Raw genomic sequence first — 16,426 nt, forward strand, 5'->3', positions numbered from 1 at the left:
CCGCCATGTCGCAATCGACATCCGGCGGAAGCCCTAGGGGTTCGAGCGGGGCACCGGAGGCGTGACCGCGGCGACGCCTCGCCCCAGGAAGGTCGCGCCGCGGACCTACCTTGTGCGCCGGATCGCGGGCCGTCCGCTCGTCGGTCTTGCGACCACGTCACAGAAATTTCGTCGGTCGGCGCTGGCGCATCGGCGAACGTCGTGGGAAAGATCAGCGTATGTTGTCCTGCTCTGGCCTGGTCTCGCGCGCGTGCCTCACGGTCACGTGGCTCGCCCTCGCCGGCTGTTACAGCGGCCCCTCGGGCGCCATCCCTGACGACCAGACGCCCCCGACGCGCCCGCCCGTCAGCCAGGGCCCGCTGGGCGGCCCTCAGCTCTCGCCTCTCGAGCTCGACGCGCTCTCGCCCGACCCTGCGCCGGGCGGCGTCGCCTTCGACCTCCACGTCACCGGCGCCGGCTTCACGCGCTCCAGCGTCGTCGTCGTCGCCGGCCAGGAGCTGCCGACCACCTTCGTCTCGGGCGGCGAGTTGCACGCTCACAGCGGCCCGCGCAAGCGCGGCGATTACGAGGTGCTGGTCCGCCGCGACGACGAGGAGTCGCGCCCGCTGACCCTCGCCGTCGAACGCTCGGCCCCGCGGATCCTCGTCCCCGCCGAGGTCGGGGTCGACGAGGACACCGAGGTCGGCCTCGTCGTCGACGTCGTCGACGTCGCCGATCCCGCGGCCCTGCGCGTCCACGTGCTCGGCCTGCCGCCGGGCGCCACCTGGGACGAGCCGACCCGCACCTTCCGCTTCACCCCCGACTTCACCCAGGGCGGCGATCGCTGGACCGTCACGGTGCTCGCCCACGACCACGAGTCGCGCGTCGAGGCCACCTTCGACGTCGTCGTCCGCGACACCATCCAGCCGCCGTGGCCCGAGGTCGTCGACACCGAGTTCCTCGACGCCAGCGGATATGTCCGTTACATCCTGTCCCAAAAGACAGATGAGTACCTCGACAGCCCGGGCTACGCCGGCCGCGAGTTCGTCGCCAAGGTCATGGTCCCGCTCGAGGTCCCGCTCGAGGGCGTGCCGGTGCGGATCGGCCTGCACGGCTTCGCCACCGCCAACCCCGGCGGCACCGGCTCGGCCAACGAGATCCGGATCTCCCCGCACGACCCCGACAACACCTACTGGTGGGGCTACGCCGATTCGCTGCCCGACGTCGATCCCGCGGCCGGCGGCGCCGCGCCCGACTACACCATGCGCCGCGTGCTCCACCTCGTCGAGTACGTCCTGCGCCACCACCCCGAGGCCGACCCGCAGCGCGTCTACGTCTACGGCAGCTCGATGGGCGGCGCCGGGGCGATGCTGCTCGGCCTCCTGCGCGGGCGTCACTTCGCCTACATCGACGCGCGCCTCGGCCAGGCGATCGCGCGCAATCACCGGCCGTCGCGGATCACCCAGCTGTCCGGCTGGTGGGGCGCGCCGGAGCTCGACCTCGACGGCGGCGGCGGCCTGTCGGCCTGGGATCACATGGATCTGACGCGCGCCCTCGCCGAGTCAGTCGAGGCCCGCGACCAGTTCCTGTTCCTCAAGCACGGCAAGGACGACCCGACCATCCACTTCGGCGCCACCGTCCTGCCGAGCCCGCGCACCGGCGAGAGCTTCTATCAGGCGCTGCAGAGCCGCGGCGTCGGTCACTTCGCCATCTGGGACGAGGGCGGCCACGGCGTCGCCGATCCTGTCCTCGGGGACAGCTGGTGGGCCGGCTCGTGGGCGCCGATCAGCGGCGACGAAGCCACGCTGCGCCGCGACCGGGCGTTCCCCGCCTTCTCGTACTCCTCGCTCGACGACGACCCCGGCGTCGGCGTCGGCAACGGCAAGCAGGACTGGAGCGCCAACGCGGGCTTCGCCGGCGAGGTCGCCATCGCCGGCGACACCGGCTGGGACGGCGCCATCGCCGGCGCGCTCGGCCGGTTCCTCCGCTGGGACGGCGCCTCGGTGGTCGACACCGTCGATCGCCTGCAATTCGCCCTGCGCGTCCACGCAGGCGACGGCGCCGACCCGCCGGCCCCCGGCTACCCGAGCGAGGGCGACCGCGTGATGGCAGAGCTGCCCGCGTTCGTCGACGTGACCCCGCGCCGCGCCCAGGCCTTCCGCTGTCACCCCGGCGAGCGCGTCGCCTGGTCCTTCGGCCAGGTCCACGGCGAGGTGGTCGCCGGCCCCGACGGCAGCGTCACGATCCCCGCCCTGCCGCTGACCGACACCTGGACAAATCTGGTCCTGCGCCGCACGCTCACGGTGATCGCCGCCTCGCACTGACCTGGCCATCCGGCCATGTCCTCTCCGACATTTTTAAGAGGACATGCTCCACCGAGCATGTCCTTTTAAACCTGTCCTCGTGGGCACCGGGCCGCGAGGGCGACAGCTCGTGGACCCGCCCAGCGAGCGCGCTCGTCGGACTTCCGCGATGCGACTTCAGGTCGCCATCGCCGGCAGCTCCACCGAGACCCTCGCCTCGGACCGCGCGATCGCCTGCGTCGCTTCGGGGCTCACTGGCTCGCGCGGCTCCGAGCAACCCGGCGCTCCCGGCCACCCGTCCCGCCGGCACCTCGACGAAGGCCGCCGGCCGCGGTTAGATGCCTCCCGTGCGCGACCCGCGGGTGCTCACGGCTGGCCTGGCGGCCGCTCTCGCCTGCGGGGAGCCGGCGCCCGCTGCTGCGCCCGAGGAGGACGCGCCCGCACCGACCTCGCGCCCCGCCCCGCGCCCACTCGTCCACCTCGATCCGCTCGGCCCCCGCGACCTCGACCCCGCGCGCGGGTCCTCGCCTCGCCTCACCGTCCACCTCGAGCCGGTCGACGCCCGCGACCTCGACCTCCTGGCGCGCTGGCCCTCGCTCGCGCACTACCCCCGTGTCCCGCAGGTGCTCGCCGCCGGCCTGCGCGCGCGCGACCCCGCCGCGATCTTCCGCGGCATGGAGCTCGCCTTCGAGCCCGATCGCTGGGCCGAGATCGACGCCTGGGAGCGCCTCGGCCACATCCGCCTCGGCGATCCCGCCGGCTTCTGCCGCACCGACGCCGGCAGCCCCGTGCGGCTGTCCCCTGGGACATACGACCTCGGCTGCCTCGGCGGCTTCCTCGAGGGCGTCCGCCTGCTGTGGTTGCCGCGACTCGAGCTCGCGGACCTCGTGCCCTGCGATCCGCCCGCCGGCTTCGAGTCGTGCCAGGACGGCGCCCACGCCGGCCGCGCCGCCCTCCTGCAGATAGCGGCGCGCCTGCCCGCCGATGACCTCCCCCACGGCCTCGAGCTGCTCGAGCTGCGCCTCGCCGAGCTCGGCCCCGACGCCTTGATCGCCGCCCTCGTCCCCGACGCGCTCAACCTCTGCAGCGTCTCGCACCGGGCCCGCGCCCGCGGCGGCGAGCGCATGTACCATCACATGATGATCGTCGACCCCGCCCGCGATCGCCTCGGCCGCGTGCGCGTGTTCGACACCACCGGCGCCGCCGGCGTCGCCTGGCGGTCGATGCGACCCGAGCGCCTGCACGGCTACGCGCGCCGCCTCCTGGCCCTCCACGACACCTTCCGCTACGACCCCGAGTCCGCCCGGCTCACCTGCCTCCCCGTGCGCCCGCCGGACGGCGAAATCACAGGTCCTTGAGGACAGGTCCCATGCGCCAGGTGCGAAAGTACATCCTCCGCCTCCTCGCCGTCCTGTGCGTCTGGGGCCTCGTCCATCTGCTCGTCATCGCCGTCGACGGCTGCACTGACGAGGGCCGCCCCGCCGACGTCGCGGTCGTCCTCGGCAACCACGTCAGCCCCGCCGGCGAGCCCGCGCGCCGCCTCCAGCTGCGGCTCGATCGCGCCGCCGCCCTGTACGCCGCAGGCCTCGTCCCGCGCCTCATCGTCAGCGGCGGCCAGGATCCCGGCAGCCCGCACGAGGCCGACGTCATGCGCGACTACCTGGTCGCCCGCGGCGTCCCGGCCGAGCGGATCGCCGTCGACCGCGGCGGCATCAACACCCACGCCACCGCCCGCTTCGTCGCCGCCGACCTGCGCGCCCGCGGCGAGCGCTCCGCCATCGCCGTCAGCCAGTACTACCACGTCACCCGCACCAAGCTGGCGCTGCGCCGCTTCGGCGTCGAGGCCACCGGCGCGCACGCCGACCTCGAGCTCGAGCTGCGCGAGCCGTGGTCGTTGCTGCGCGAGGTCATCGGCTTCTACGCCTACCTGTTCAAGGACTACCGCCTCGAATAAACGGAGAGGACATGTCCGTATGAACATGCCCTCTCGAACAGCCCGAGGGTGACTCAGAACTCGTCGAGGCCCTGGCCGAGCTCGACCCCGAGCGCCTCCTGGGCGGCGGTCGGGCACGGCGACGCGAAGCGCGACTCGTAGCGGGCCGTGAACTCGGCGTTGGCGACCATCGCCTGGTCGTCGGCCTGCAGCTCGGGCAGCAGGCCGCGGACCGCGAACACCTCGATCTCGCCGACGCTGCGGGTCACCGTCGTCTGCAGGAACTCGAGCGAGAAGAACGGCTCGATGAGCTGACGGACCGCCCCGGACACGCACACCGAGTCGGGCTGTCCGACGCGCTCGACGTGGCTGGCGACGCTGACGGTGTCGCCCCACAGGTCGTAGACCGGCTTCTTCGAGCCGAGCACGCCGGAGATGCAGGGCCCCGAGTGGAGGCCGATGCGGAAGCTCCAGTCCCACTCGTCGACGATCGGCGTCAGCCCCGACGCCACCACCTGGGCGCAGCGCAGCGCGGCGAACGTCGCGTCGACGGCGTGCGACAGGCGGCGGTGGGGGATGCCCGAGACCGCCACGTACGTGTCGCCGGCGGTGCGCAGCTTCTCGACGCCGAACGCCGTCGTGATCTGGTCGAAGGCCGAGAAGAAGAAGTCGAGCTGCTTGAGGCAGGTGACCGGGTCGACGCGGGCGGCCAGGCGCGAGAACTGGACCGCGTCGATGAACATCACCGTCGACTCGCGGTACGCCTTGGGCTGGAGCCGCTCGCCGAGCGGCGCCGCCGACTCACGCGGCAACACCGCCAGCGCCAGGCTCTTGTCGAGCAGGGTCGCGGTCGCCAGCTGCGACGCCAGCGCCCGCGGCGAGCGGATCGCGACGCCCACCGCCAGCACCCCGTCGGATGGCTCCAAGGACAGGTCCCATGCGACAGGTCCTTCGGGCCAGGGGTTCTCGGGCACCGCCTTGCCGCTGCTCTCGGCCAGGCTGCGCAGGAACGCCGGCGACGCGGCGCCGAACAGCGCGCCGAGGCTGGGCGCGCCGGGGCGGGCGGCCAGCCAGCGGGCCGCCGCCGGCGACACCGGGGTCACCTTGCCGTCGGCATCGACGCGCAGCGCGATCGACTCCACCAGCTCGAGGATGGCCACCATGTCAGAACTCTCGCACGTCCTCGAAGGTCGTCCGGGCGGCGATGGTTTCCTCGTCGAGGTTGAGCAGGATCGGCAGCGTCTCCTGCTGCCAGTCGTCCTCCTGCAGGCGGCGGACCAGCACCGGCCCGGGCAGCAGCAGGTACACCAGCTCGACGATGTCCATGATCACGTAGAAGCCGTTGGAGTTGCAGAACTCGAGCTCGGTGAAGTCGAGCACGCTGCGCTGGATCTCGCGCTTCGGCAAGATCTCGCGCAGGTCCTGCAGCAGGGCCGACAGATAGCGATAGGGGTTGTCGATGCGGACCACGCCCGAGAACGTGAGGGAGAAGTTCCCCTCGTCCTCGCGGGCGACGCAGTGGAACACACTGACGCCGCCGTCCATGATCTCGCCGTAGGTGAGGACGTTCATTGCGCACCTCGCAAAGGAAACACCGCCTGCATCGTCAAGTTCTCGCCCGAGTACGTCGCGGACAAGCGGAAGCGGTTCTCGGACACCAGGCGGATGAGGCCGAGCCCGCCGCGCAGCCGCTGCATGCGGCGGGCGCGGAGCGTGTCGGCGAACAGGCGCTTGGGATCCGTCGCGGTCGTCAGCCGCTCGACGCGGTCCTTGACGTCCTGGTACTGCTCGAAGGTCGCCTTGTTGGTGACCTGGACCTGCAGCGCGTCGCCGTCGATGCGCAGGTCGACGCGCATCTGGCTGCCCGGATCGCTGACGTTGTCGATCACGTTCTGGACCAGCTCGGTGATGACCACGTTGGCCTTCTTGCACAGCGCCTGCGGGTAGAACACCGTCAGCATCGCCAGCAGCGACTCGCCGACGGTCGTCGCCAGGTTGCCACGCGCGTCGCCCATCGGCGCGACCGTCAGCGTCAGGCCGACGCTGGTCGTGATCGGTTCATCGTCGAACTCGTGCTCGCTCACGCCGCCCGCCTCCGCAGCACGATGAGGGTGATGTCGTCGGCGTCGACGCGACGGAACTGCCCGTAGTCGTCGAGGCACCGCTGAAGGATCTGATTGGCCGGCAGCTCCGAGTTGGTGCGCACGAGCTCGTGCAGCCGGCGGGTGCTGTAGTCGGCGCCCGCGCTGTCCTGCGCCTCGACCATGCCGTCCGTGTACAGCGCCAGCACGTCACCTGTCTCGAAGGGCAGCTCGTACTCGCTGTACGCGCGGCGGCGCAGGCCGATGAACGGGTCGCCCTTGTTGAACGTGTGGACCTCTCCGCCGCGGACCAGCACCCCGTAGCCGCCGCCGCACACGTAGCGGAACGTGCGCTCGCCGAACGCGACGAAGTTGACGGTGGCGTAGCGGCGGACCTCGCGGAGGAACCCGACGGTCGCGTTGTTGAGGTACTCGACGATGTCGCGCGGGCGCGACACCTGCTCCATCGTCTGGACCAGCTGGGCCTTGAGGTAGGCCATGATCAGCGCCGCCGACACCCCGTGGCCGGAGATGTCGAACACGCCGATCGCGTGGCTGCCGTCGCGCAGGCGGTAGAAGTCGTAGTAGTCGCCGCCGACCTCGGTCATCTGCTTGTGGTAGACCGAGAACTCGAAGCGCGCGAGCATCTCCGGGTGGTCCTTCGGCAGCAGCGCGTGCTGGACCTGCTGGGCGATCTCGAGGTCCTGGCGGATGGTCTGGTAGGCGCGGGCCAGCTCGCGCTCCTGCTCGTCGAGCCGCTCGTACGCGGTGCGCAGGTTGTCGTTGGTCGCCTGCCAGTAGGCGGTGTCGCGCTCGACCCGCTTGAGCAGGCCCTTGTACATCCAGAACAGCCTGCGCATGTCCTCGCGCGACAGCTCGGACAGGCGGTCGGGGTCTCGCCCCTCGAGGATCTCGTCGAGCGTCATCTCAGTGGAACTCCACCACGAGCCGGTTGGGGTCGCCGTCGTTCGTCACGTCGACGTAGTAGAGGTCGCCGGGCGCCATCACCCCGCCGATCAGCACGCCGCGCTCGATCGTCTTGTCGAACGGCGTGGACGAGCGGATCACGGCGTGGCCGCGGTCCGAGTCGAACTCGGCGAGGTCGAACGAGCCGACCACCTCGCGCGGGCCACGGATGACGCTGGCGATGCCGTGGCTGCCGGTCTGAAAGTGCAGGAAGTCGGCGCCGCGGTGGATGAGCGCCTTGCCGGGCCCGCCGTGGTACCACAGCCGCATCATCTCGATGCCGAGCTTGAGCCGGATCGGCTCCACGTTGGCGTACGACTCGCCGACCATCCGCTCGATCTCCATCCACTTCGACAGCGGGAACCACCGCCCCATGTCGATGTCGGCCAGCAGCGCGGTGGCTCGTCGACCGGCGACGATGTTGAGGTTGACGCACGCCTGGGCGAAGCCGCCCATGAGCGCCCCGTGGACCACCGGCTCGCTCGGCTCGCTCTCGCCGCTCATCCCGCCTCCCCCGAGAACGCGAACACCGCGATGATCGGCACCCCGCGGTAGGACAGCCGCACGAGCCCGGAGCTGACCGAGGAGCGGCAGTACTCGGGCAGATCGACGTCGAGGTCGATCGCCGGGTACGGCACGAAGCCCGACTTCTTCAGCCGGAGCAGCCACGACTCGAGCGTCTCGTGACGCTCGGTGCGGAAGGCGTCGCTGGTGCCGAGGATGTCGCGGACCTCGCGGCCGAAGAAGCCCTCCTTGATGGCGAACTTCTCGTCCGGGGACGCGTCGCTGCGGTCGACCAGATCGAACACCGTCGCGAAGTGCTGCCAACAGTGATGCATGCGCCGGGTCAGGTGCTCGGTGTCGTGGTCCGAGCTCGGCTCCACCAGCGTGAACACCCGCGGCCTCAGGGCCCGCAGCCGCCGCAGCAGGCGGGTGCGCGCGTCGCTGTCGGGGCCCGTGGTGTGGTGCAGCGTGTAGGCCGCGTTGATCGACAAGCTCCCCTCGGCGAGCGCCTCGAAGTGCGCGTAGTCGGCATCCTCGCAGACCTCGATCAGCTTGACCAGCGGATAGATCTCGATGTCGAACGGCAGCTCGGCGCGGACCTCGTCGATCGCGGCCACGCCCTCGTTCAGGGCGGTGCGGTTCGGCTCCAGCGCGATCACGCGGAGGCGCTCGATCTTGCCGGGATCGCGCGCGAGCGCCCGCAGCAGCGCGACGATCTGCAGGCCCTTGCCGATCCCGATCTCGAGCAGCGCCGGCGTGCTCGACTGCCGCATCGCGTGAACGAGGTACTGGTTGGCCAGCGCGTAGCCCTGCGGCACCGCCGGGATCGCCCGCTGCAGCAGCGTGAACAGGTCGATCTGCGGCCGCTTCTCGGCTTGCAGGTACAAGTTCCGCCCCGACAGCAGGTTGCGGTCGATCCGTCGCAACAGCGACTCGGCGACGATGTGGGACAACAGCGCGTCGCTCGGGACATCGACGTCGAGGGCGTCGAGGAGCTGGCTCGCTATCACCGTCTTGGCGACCTGCTCGCGATGCCGGCGAATGTCCTGGCACGCGGCCAAAATCAGCTTGTAGCGGTCCTCGTAGAGCATGCGCCGCAGACTGAAGGTCACACAGGGGATCCGCCTTGGCAAGCTGATGCGCACCCGATCGTGGCCGAGAAGATTATCTCGGCCCTCGCGCGGAAACGCGCCGCGTAGCCTGGCGCAGGCCCCGTCGGCCTCTGTCTCAAAGACCACCCAGCGGCGCTACCGGACCGCGGGCCACTGCGCAGGTCGCGTGCGGCAGAGGACCGCGACGGCGTGCGACGGACTGCATCTTGAGACATGGTCCGAAAACCATGACGCGGCGCGGCGAACCGGGCCAAAGTGGCACGAAAGCAGGCCTCACGCGGCGGCGGCGCCGCCAGCCATCTGCACCTCTGCAGCGGCGCTCGCCAGCGATCGCAGCTCGAGCCCGACCTCGAAGCTCAGCGCGGTCGCGCCGACGCGGCCGCGTTGGCTCTCGCGGTGAACTTCTACGGCGAGCGTCACGTGCGTCGCATTCGGTACTCTGCCGCTGCGGAAGCGCACCGTCGCGATCGCAGTCAGCGGCTCCCCCACCAGCACCTCACCGAAGCGCCGCACGCGGCTGATGCTGCGCAGCGTGAGCGCGACGTCGCGGAACGGCTCGCTGTGGGCCAGGGCCGACAGCGCCCGACCGAATGCGACCGGCAGCGGACAAACTCGACCCCACGGCTCCGGCGCGCCGCCGCCGGACACGCTCCCGGTCGACAGCATCTCCTCTCCGCAACCCACTACCTGTCCCAAGAAGCTGGACTCCACATGCGCAGTCAGATCGGCCGGCTTCACCGTGAAGGTAGAAGTCGTCAAGACCGTTCCGACGCTGAGAGATCCGAGATCGTGTGCGAGCATGACGCGGCCTCCTTGGAATTAGCGTGCCGCCCACTGCCGCGATTTGCACGCCAGATCACGCCCAGCGACGATGTGTGCGTCTTCCTCCGCCGTGGATCGCGAGCATCGCCGCAGATCCGGCGAATTTCTCGGCGTCGGCGCCGATCGTGCGCATGACCGCCTGCTTGCATCGCACGGCGAAATGATCTTCACACGCCTCTTGCGCTGCGAATTCGACGCGATCTCCAGCGCGATCTCTTGCGCGTGCAACAACGACGGCGGTTCGCACGACCTCTCCGTGTGCTCCTCGACTTCCTCGCACCGCCGGTGTGCATCGCCTGTCGTCACCTCCTCCGGGCCCCGCCCACCGGGGGCATGCCGCCCCTGTGCAGTCGCTGCGCTCCCGAGCTCGCGCTGCTCGACCCGGCCGCGCGGCGCGTCGGCGACGTGGAGGCCTGCTTCCTTTATGACGGCCCGCTCGCCGCGGCCGTCCGGCGGCTCAAATTCGTCGGCGAGCTCGAGCTCGCCGGGCCGCTGGGCCGGCTCCTCGCCCACGCGTCGGTGTGGCGCGAGGGCTGGGATCTCGTCGCGCCGGTGCCCCTGCACTGGCGCCGCGCCCTCGCCCGCGGCTTCAACCAGGCCGCCTTGCTGGCTCGCTGGGCCGCCCGCGAGCACCCGACCGGCGCCCGCCTCGACCCGCGGCTCCTGCAGCGCACGCGCGCCACGCCGCCGCAGAGCGAGCTCGACGGTCCGGCGCGCCGCGACAACCTGGCGGGCGCGATCGTCGTGCGGGCCGGGCGGTCGCTCGTCGGCCGGCGCGTCCTCGTGGTCGACGACGTGACCACCACCGGCGCCACCCTGACCGCCTGCCTCGCCGCCATACGGGCCGCAGGGGCCGCCCGCGCCGCCGGGCTTGCCCTCCTGCGGTCCGCTTTGTAGCTTTCCACCCCCGCCGTGAAGAAGACCGACAAGACCGCGACGAAGGACGGCCACATCTTCGTCCAGAACCGCCGAGCCACCTTCGAGTACGAGGTCCTCGAGCGCTACGAGGCCGGCCTCGCGCTCATGGGCAGCGAGGTCAAGTCGATCCGCGACGGCCGCGCCAGCCTGGGCGAGTCGTACTGCCAGTTCCAGGGCGACCAGCTCTTCCTCTATCAATCGCACATCGGCGAGTACACGCAGGCGCACGACCGCAACCACCTGCCGCTGCGCCCGCGCAAGCTGCTGCTGCACCGCAAGGAGCTCGACCACCTGACCGAGGCGGTCGACCAGGCCGGGCTCACGCTGATCCCGCTCGCGCTGCTGGCCCGCAACGGCCGGATCAAGCTCGAGATGGCGCTGTGCCGCGGCAAGAAGACCTACGACAAGCGGGCCTCGATCAAGGAGCGCGAGCAGAAGCGCGAGATCGACAGGGCCATGCGGGAGCGGTGACGTGAGCGGCCGGCGCTCGGACGGACCTGTCCCATCGGACACCCTCGCGGCCCTCGACCGCGCCCGCGACCAGGCCGGCCCGCACCTCTGGTTGGTCCCCACTCCGCCCGCCACCGGCGACGCCGACGACGCCCTGCGCGAGCTCGACGACCTGCTCGCCCGCGGCGAGTTCGACGAGCCCGCCGTCGCCCGCCTGGTGGCCCTGGCGCCGCGCGCCCCGGGCCGCCTGCGGGCCGTCGTGGCCGCCCTCGCGGCCGCAGGCAGCCCCGCCGCGGTGGCCGGCCTGCTCACCCTGCCGCAGGTCCCCGGCGCGCTCGAGGCGGCCGCCCGGGCCCTCGCCCGCGGCCTCACCCGCGCCCTGCCCGGCTCCGCCGCGGCGCCGGTGTTCTTCGCCCTCGACTTCCGCGGCTCGCGAGCGCGGCCGTTCCCGGACCTGCTGCGGCGCGCCCAGCTGGTCGCCGCCGATCCGAGCGGCGCCCTCCGGCTCGACGTCCTCCGCGTCGACGGCAAGCCCGCCTACCGCCTGTCCTTTTGGCCAGACACGATCCCGCCGCGCCCGCGCGCCGAGCTCGCCCGCGCCTGCGCCGCCGACCTCGCGCTGCTCCACGGCCGCCTCGCGCGCCTCCGCGGCGCCCGCCTGTGGCTGAACGGCTTCTGCTTCCCTGACGACGGCCCGGTGTCGGTCGCCGCTCAGGGCCACCTGCTGGTCGCGTGGCTGACATGGTCTGAGGGACATGCCCCGTGAGACATGACCCGAAAGACACTCCGTTCGCGCGCGCGCGCACCCGCCTGCGCGAGGCGCTGCAGGCCGGCGCCCGCGGCCTCGGCCTGCGCGCGGTCGACGAGGCGCGGGCGCTGCGGCTGTGCGAGGACACAGGCGAGCGGCTCGACTGGCCCGTCCACACCTGGAGCGCCGCCGGCGGGCGCGACGGCCTCGGCGCGCCCGAGCCGCTGCTCGACCTCCTGCGCGGCCTCCTGCGCGACCCCGATCCCGGTCTGTGGGTGCTGCTCGATCCGCCCCCGCTCGAGCCCGTCGCCCTGCGGGCCCTCCGCGAGCTCGCGCAGCGCAGCGTCGGTCCCGCGGTCGTCGTCGTCGGCGACCTCGCGCCTGCGCTCGTCGCCATCCCCGAGCTCGAGCTGCTGGAGCTCGAGCTGCCCGACACCGACGAGCTCACCGGCCTCGCGGCCGACCTCGTCGACGAGCTGCGGATCGCCGGCCGCCCCGGCCCCGCCGCCGCGCTCGACCGTCGCGCGCCGCAGCTCGCCCACGCCGCTCTCGGCCTGTCCGAGCACCAGGCCCGTCGACTGCTGCGCCGCGCCGCCCACGTCCCCGCCGACGACGCCGCGCTCGCCGAGCTGGGCGCCGGCAAGGCCGAGCTGCTGCGCCGCGGCGGCCTGCTCGAGCGCGTCGAACCTGTCTCTTCAGACATGCTCGGCGGCCTCGCGCAGCTCAAGCAGTGGCTGGCCCGCCGCGCGCTCGCCCTCCGCCCCGAGGCCCGCGCCGCGGCGATCCCCGACCCCCGCGGCGTCCTGCTCGTCGGCGTGCAGGGCTGCGGCAAGAGCCTGGCCGCCCGCGTCTGCGCCCACGCGCTCGGCCTCGGCCTCCTGCGGCTGGAGCCGGGCCGGCTCTACGGCGGCACGCTCGGCGAGAGCGAGGCCAACCTGCGCCGCGTCACCGCGACGGTCGAGCGCATCGCTCCGGTCGCGCTGTGGATCGACGAGCTCGACAAGGGCCTGGCCGGCAGCGAGGGCCCGGCGAGCGACGGCGGCACCGCGGCGCGAGTGCTGGGCGGGCTGCTGACGTGGCTGCAGGAGCGCCGACGTCCGGTGTTCGTGGTCGCCACCGCCAATCAGGTCACGCGCCTGCCGCCCGAGCTGACACGTCGGGGCCGTCTCGACGAGATCTTCTTCGTCGACCTGCCCGACGCGGACGAACGCGCTGCCATCGCGGAGATCCATCTCGAGCATGCGCCCCGCTCGCACATGGGCGCCGCCCCGGTCCTCGCTGATCCGTTGCCCGACCTCGTCGACCTCGTACGCGCGGCCGACGGACTCTCGGGCGCCGAGATCGAGGGCGCGATCGTGGAAGCTCGCCTCGACGCGTTCGCCGAGTCGCGACCGCTCGCGCGCCGCGACCTCGCTCGCGCGCTCACCGCGACCATCCCGTTGAGTCGCAGTCGTGCCGGCGAAATCACGGCCCTGCGTGCGTGGGCGAGCGCTGCGGCCCGCAGGGCTTGAAGAACCTGTCTTAAAGTTTCAATACGGTGCGTGGCCCGCGGTCGCGCAATGTCTGCACAACCGCGCCAATCGCCCGAGGATGGCCGGCGAACAGCGGTTCGCACGGTGTGCTGTTGAACACAATTCAAGTGAGCACGATGTCGCGAGCGAACGTGACTCGCACCGCCAAACCTGCTGCGAGCCTTGTGGGAATTTGCGTGCTCACGTCCCACCCATCCTGCGAACTCCAGGTGCGTGACACTGCGATCACGGCTATGGGATATTGTACGAGCGCTCATTATGACCGTGCAGCCGCCGATCACTCCCCTGTCTCAAGGAACAGGACCCGCGGACCAGCCCTCGTCGCCGGCGCGGGTCCTCCTCGTCGACGATCACCCGATCTTCCGCCTCGGCCTGTCGCAGCTCCTCGGAGCCGAGGCCGACCTGGAGATCGTCGGTGAGGCCGAGGACGCCGAGGCCGCCCTGGCGATCCTGCGCGAGAAGCCCGTCGACCTCGCGGTCGTCGACCTCTCGCTCAAGACCGGCAGCGGCATCGATCTGATCAAGCAGATCCGCGCCGCCTGGCCCGAGCTCAAGCTGCTGGTGCTGTCGATGCACGACGAGCAGCTGTTCGGCGAGCGGGTGCTGCGGGCCGGCGCGCACGGCTACCTGATGAAGCACGTGCCGGCCGAGCGGATCGTCGGCGCCATCCGCAAGTCGCTGAAGGGCGAGCTGGCGGTGAGCGAGCAGCTGGCCGAGACGATGCTCAACGCCATGGTCTCGCGCCCGCGGGCCGGCACCGGCATCGAGAACCTCAGCGACCGCGAGCTCGAGGTGTTCGAGCTGCTCGGCCGCGGGCACGACACCCGCAACATCGCCGAGTCGCTCAAGATCTCGATCAAGACCGTCGAGACCCATCAGTCCAACCTCAAGCTCAAGCTCGGGGCCCACAGCGCGCACCAGCTGCGCCGCCTCGCCGTCCTGTGGGCGACCGAGGGCCTGGCCGGCCAGCCCGCGGCCGGCCGCACCTGAGCCGTCCTGCTCGCCCTGAGCGCGCTCCTGCACGGCCCCCGGCGCGCTCATCCGGCGAGAATTTGCCAGGCCGGCCCGCTCGGGTCAGCCTCTGGCCGTGTCCCGCGCGCGCAACCTCGCCCAGCAGCAGCTCGAGCTGCCCGCGCTGGACGAGCCTGTCGCCGTCGCCGACCTGCCCGAGCCGACCCCCGCGGCCGCCTGCGCGCGCTGCGGCTGGCTGGTGCGCCAGGCCGAAGAGACATGTCCTTTGTGCCATGCCCCGAAGGACAGCAAGCCATGAGCCGCTACGTCCGCCTCGACCTCGGCGCCCGCGAGCTCGCGCGGGCTGATTTGGAGGCCGCGCTGAGCGAGCTGGGGCTTCGCGCCGAGGTCGCGGAGATCCCCGGCGGCCTCATGCTCGAGGGCAACTTCGAGTGCGCCGGCGAGCCGGTCGACCTGCGCCTGCCCGCCGGCACGCTGACGGCCGTCGCCGATTTCGGCCTGCGCGCGGCCGGCAGCACCTTCGTCCTGGTGTGCGGCGAGCACGATCGCGCAGTCCTGGCCGAGCGCCTGGTGGCCCCGCTCACCCGGGCGCTGGCGACCGCCCGCGTGCGCGCCGCGGCGAGCGCCGCCGGCCTGGCCGTCGACACCACCCAGGCGGCCGACGGTACTCTGCGGCTGCGGGTCCGCCCCCCGACGTAACACTCGCCGGGGCCCCGCGTTGTCCGAGCCGGAAGGTCGAACGATGTCCGCCTCTCGCCCGCTGCCTCCCGCCGTCTCCGCCGCCATGAGCCGGCGCGACTTCCTCGCCCGCGCCGCCAGCGGCACCGTCGTCGCCGCCATGGGCGGCGGCATGTTGTGGGTCCTGAACGACCGCCTCACGCGCGAGGCCAAGGCCATGACCCTCGCCGACGGCCGCCCGCGCCTCCCGCCCGGCCAGCGCGTGCTCGAGGCGCTGCGGCCGATGGGCGGCGTGCCAGGCTCGCCGAGCCCCGCCGACGTCAAGATCAAGATCTACGGCGAGGTCGAGAAGCCGTTCGAGCTCGACTGGAACGGCCTGCTCGCCGAGCCGCAGACCGAGGTCGAAGCCGACGTCCACTGCGTCACCGGCTGGTCGCTGCTCGGCGCGGCGTGGAAGGGCGTGCGCGTCAGTCACCTGGCTGAAAAGGCAGGCCTCAAGAAGACCGCGCGCCACGTCGTGTTCGAGGGCGCCCACGGCTACACCGCCAACGTCCTGCTCGCCGAGGCGCTCGCGCCCGATGTCCTGGTCGCCCACCGCCACGCCGGCAAGCCGCTCGCGCGCCCGCACGGCAGCCCGGTGCGCGCCATGGTGCCGGGCCTCTACTTCTGGAAGAGCACCAAGTGGCTGACCGGCATCAAGTTCGTCGCCCGCGACGAGCCCGGCTACTGGGAGACCCGCGGCTATCACAACCACGCCGACCCGTGGAAGGAAGAGCGCTATGCCTGAGCCCGAGCGCCGGCGCCCGGTCCGCTGGCGGCCCTGGCTGCGCGCCCTCCACCGCGACATAGGCTACGTCGCCGTCGGCCTCACCTTCGTCTACGCGCTGTCGGGCCTCGCGGTCAATCACATCGCCGACTGGGACCCGAACTTCGACAACTACGAGGCGCGCCACCAGGTCGCCGTGCCGCTGCCCGAGGACGACCGCGCCGCCGCCGACAAGGTCCTCGCCGAGCTCTCCATCCAAGACCCGCCGACCGAGGTCTACCGCAGCGACGCGCGCGAGCTGTCGATCCTCCTCGACGGCAGCACCCTCCACGTCGACCTCGACAGCGGCGTCGTCCTCGAGGACGGCCAGCGCCCGCGCCTCTTGCTGCGCGTCGCCAACTGGCTGCACCTGAACCGCGGCAAGAAGGCCTGGACCTACATCGCCGACGGCTACGCCGTGTTCCTGCTGTTCCTCGCCGCCTCGGGCCTGTTCATGTTGCCCGGCCGCAAGGGCCTGGTCGGCCGCGGCGGCGTGCTCGTGCTGCTCGGGATCGCCGTCCCCGTGCTGTACGTGACCCTGTCCGGCGGGCCATGACCCCAAGGACATGCCCCTTCGGGCATGTTCAAGAGGGCATGCCCTTACGGACATGCCCTCTTGTTCA

Annotated in this window: 20 protein-coding genes; 12 read left to right on the plus strand and 8 right to left on the minus strand. The window is 71.9% G+C overall.

Features of this window, described 5'->3' with window-relative positions; genetic code table 11:
* Window positions 1-218: 218 nt before the first annotated feature.
* The 3 genes from OV090_RS29920 to OV090_RS29930 all read left to right on the plus strand — a co-directional run bounded on the left by OV090_RS29920 (window position 219) and on the right by OV090_RS29930 (window position 4,236).
* Window positions 219-2,303 (plus strand): hypothetical protein, encoded by a 2,085-nt coding sequence (locus tag OV090_RS29920; protein WP_267708052.1) that lies wholly within the window; start codon window positions 219-221, stop codon window positions 2,301-2,303.
* A gap of 326 nt (window positions 2,304-2,629) precedes the next feature.
* Complete coding sequence (locus tag OV090_RS29925; protein WP_267708053.1) at window positions 2,630-3,640, plus strand: hypothetical protein; 1,011 nt, start codon at window positions 2,630-2,632, stop codon at window positions 3,638-3,640.
* Window positions 3,641-3,651: 11 nt separating this feature from the next.
* Window positions 3,652-4,236 carry a YdcF family protein gene (locus OV090_RS29930; protein WP_267708054.1) on the plus strand — a complete coding sequence of 195 codons (585 nt, stop codon included), beginning with the start codon at window positions 3,652-3,654 and terminating at the stop codon, window positions 4,234-4,236.
* A gap of 53 nt (window positions 4,237-4,289) precedes the next feature.
* Here OV090_RS29930 and OV090_RS29935 read toward each other — a convergent pair whose 3' ends face one another.
* The 8 genes from OV090_RS29935 to OV090_RS29970 all read right to left on the minus strand — a co-directional run bounded on the left by OV090_RS29935 (window position 4,290) and on the right by OV090_RS29970 (window position 9,947).
* Window positions 4,290-5,378 carry an adenylate/guanylate cyclase domain-containing protein gene (locus OV090_RS29935; RefSeq protein ID WP_267708055.1) on the minus strand — a complete coding sequence of 363 codons (1,089 nt, stop codon included), beginning with the start codon at window positions 5,376-5,378 and terminating at the stop codon, window positions 4,290-4,292.
* Between the two features lies 1 nt (window position 5,379).
* A complete protein-coding gene (locus OV090_RS29940; protein ID WP_267708056.1) occupies window positions 5,380-5,787 on the minus strand; it encodes a hypothetical protein in 408 nt (135 codons plus the stop codon).
* Window positions 5,784-6,299, minus strand: a complete 516-nt coding sequence (locus OV090_RS29945) for an ATP-binding protein (RefSeq protein ID WP_267708057.1) — start codon at window positions 6,297-6,299, stop codon at window positions 5,784-5,786. Before OV090_RS29945 ends, OV090_RS29940 begins: the two co-directional genes overlap by 4 nt.
* Window positions 6,296-7,222 carry a SpoIIE family protein phosphatase gene (locus tag OV090_RS29950; protein WP_267708058.1) on the minus strand — a complete coding sequence of 309 codons (927 nt, stop codon included), beginning with the start codon at window positions 7,220-7,222 and terminating at the stop codon, window positions 6,296-6,298. Before OV090_RS29950 ends, OV090_RS29945 begins: the two co-directional genes overlap by 4 nt.
* 1 nt (window position 7,223) lies before the next feature.
* Window positions 7,224-7,766, minus strand: coding sequence for a hypothetical protein (locus OV090_RS29955; RefSeq protein WP_267708059.1), 543 nt, complete (start codon window positions 7,764-7,766; stop codon window positions 7,224-7,226).
* A complete protein-coding gene (locus OV090_RS29960; RefSeq protein WP_267708060.1) occupies window positions 7,763-8,878 on the minus strand; it encodes a GRAS family protein in 1,116 nt (371 codons plus the stop codon). Before OV090_RS29960 ends, OV090_RS29955 begins: the two co-directional genes overlap by 4 nt.
* 273 nt (window positions 8,879-9,151) lie before the next feature.
* The gene (locus OV090_RS29965; protein WP_267708061.1) at window positions 9,152-9,616 is read right to left on the minus strand and encodes a hypothetical protein; all 465 of its coding nucleotides are present in this window, start codon (window positions 9,614-9,616) and stop codon (window positions 9,152-9,154) included.
* Between the two features lie 118 nt (window positions 9,617-9,734).
* On the minus strand, window positions 9,735-9,947 hold the full coding sequence (locus OV090_RS29970) for a hypothetical protein (protein WP_267708062.1): 213 nt from the start codon (window positions 9,945-9,947) through the stop codon (window positions 9,735-9,737).
* Between the two features lie 11 nt (window positions 9,948-9,958).
* Here OV090_RS29970 and OV090_RS29975 point away from each other — a divergent pair, with 11 nt between their 5' ends.
* From OV090_RS29975 to OV090_RS30015, 9 genes are all read left to right on the plus strand, one after another.
* On the plus strand, window positions 9,959-10,597 hold the full coding sequence (locus OV090_RS29975) for a phosphoribosyltransferase family protein (protein WP_267708063.1): 639 nt from the start codon (window positions 9,959-9,961) through the stop codon (window positions 10,595-10,597).
* Window positions 10,598-10,612: 15 nt separating this feature from the next.
* Window positions 10,613-11,089, plus strand: a complete 477-nt coding sequence (gene smpB / locus OV090_RS29980; RefSeq protein WP_267708064.1) for an SsrA-binding protein SmpB — start codon at window positions 10,613-10,615, stop codon at window positions 11,087-11,089.
* Window position 11,090: 1 nt separating this feature from the next.
* The gene (locus OV090_RS29985) at window positions 11,091-11,834 is read left to right on the plus strand and encodes a hypothetical protein (RefSeq protein WP_267708065.1); all 744 of its coding nucleotides are present in this window, start codon (window positions 11,091-11,093) and stop codon (window positions 11,832-11,834) included.
* A complete protein-coding gene (locus OV090_RS51040; RefSeq protein ID WP_267708066.1) occupies window positions 11,831-13,327 on the plus strand; it encodes an AAA family ATPase in 1,497 nt (498 codons plus the stop codon). Before OV090_RS29985 ends, OV090_RS51040 begins: the two co-directional genes overlap by 4 nt.
* A gap of 279 nt (window positions 13,328-13,606) precedes the next feature.
* Window positions 13,607-14,338, plus strand: a complete 732-nt coding sequence (locus OV090_RS29995) for a response regulator transcription factor (protein ID WP_267708067.1) — start codon at window positions 13,607-13,609, stop codon at window positions 14,336-14,338.
* 97 nt (window positions 14,339-14,435) lie between these two features.
* Window positions 14,436-14,618 carry a hypothetical protein gene (locus OV090_RS30000; RefSeq protein WP_267708068.1) on the plus strand — a complete coding sequence of 61 codons (183 nt, stop codon included), beginning with the start codon at window positions 14,436-14,438 and terminating at the stop codon, window positions 14,616-14,618.
* Complete coding sequence (locus OV090_RS30005) at window positions 14,615-15,019, plus strand: hypothetical protein (protein WP_267708069.1); 405 nt, start codon at window positions 14,615-14,617, stop codon at window positions 15,017-15,019. The genes OV090_RS30000 and OV090_RS30005 overlap by 4 nt, the downstream gene beginning before the upstream one ends.
* A 43-nt stretch (window positions 15,020-15,062) precedes the next feature.
* The gene (locus tag OV090_RS30010; RefSeq protein ID WP_267708070.1) at window positions 15,063-15,785 is read left to right on the plus strand and encodes a molybdopterin-dependent oxidoreductase; all 723 of its coding nucleotides are present in this window, start codon (window positions 15,063-15,065) and stop codon (window positions 15,783-15,785) included.
* Window positions 15,778-16,359, plus strand: a complete 582-nt coding sequence (locus OV090_RS30015) for a hypothetical protein (protein ID WP_267708071.1) — start codon at window positions 15,778-15,780, stop codon at window positions 16,357-16,359. Before OV090_RS30010 ends, OV090_RS30015 begins: the two co-directional genes overlap by 8 nt.
* Window positions 16,360-16,426: the final 67 nt, after the last annotated feature.

It is taken from the genome of Nannocystis sp. RBIL2, assembly GCF_026626745.1.
Taxonomy (GTDB): Bacteria; Myxococcota_A; Polyangia; order Nannocystales; family Nannocystaceae; genus Nannocystis.

Bases quoted from the DNA above. Each gene is read 5' to 3' on its own strand.
- OV090_RS29920 (WP_267708052.1), top strand. From the start codon at position 219: ATGTTGTCCTGCTCTGGCCTGGTCTCGCGCGCGTGCCTCACGGTCACG.
- OV090_RS29930 (WP_267708054.1), top strand. From the start codon at position 3,652: ATGCGCCAGGTGCGAAAGTACATCCTCCGCCTCCTCGCCGTCCTGTGC.
- OV090_RS29935 (WP_267708055.1), bottom strand. From the start codon at position 5,378: ATGGTGGCCATCCTCGAGCTGGTGGAGTCGATCGCGCTGCGCGTCGAT.
- OV090_RS29940 (WP_267708056.1), bottom strand. From the start codon at position 5,787: ATGAACGTCCTCACCTACGGCGAGATCATGGACGGCGGCGTCAGTGTG.
- OV090_RS29950 (WP_267708058.1), bottom strand. From the start codon at position 7,222: ATGACGCTCGACGAGATCCTCGAGGGGCGAGACCCCGACCGCCTGTCC.
- OV090_RS29955 (WP_267708059.1), bottom strand. From the start codon at position 7,766: ATGAGCGGCGAGAGCGAGCCGAGCGAGCCGGTGGTCCACGGGGCGCTC.
- OV090_RS29995 (WP_267708067.1), top strand. From the start codon at position 13,607: ATGACCGTGCAGCCGCCGATCACTCCCCTGTCTCAAGGAACAGGACCC.
- OV090_RS30005 (WP_267708069.1), top strand. From the start codon at position 14,615: ATGAGCCGCTACGTCCGCCTCGACCTCGGCGCCCGCGAGCTCGCGCGG.
- OV090_RS30010 (WP_267708070.1), top strand. From the start codon at position 15,063: ATGTCCGCCTCTCGCCCGCTGCCTCCCGCCGTCTCCGCCGCCATGAGC.
- OV090_RS30015 (WP_267708071.1), top strand. From the start codon at position 15,778: ATGCCTGAGCCCGAGCGCCGGCGCCCGGTCCGCTGGCGGCCCTGGCTG.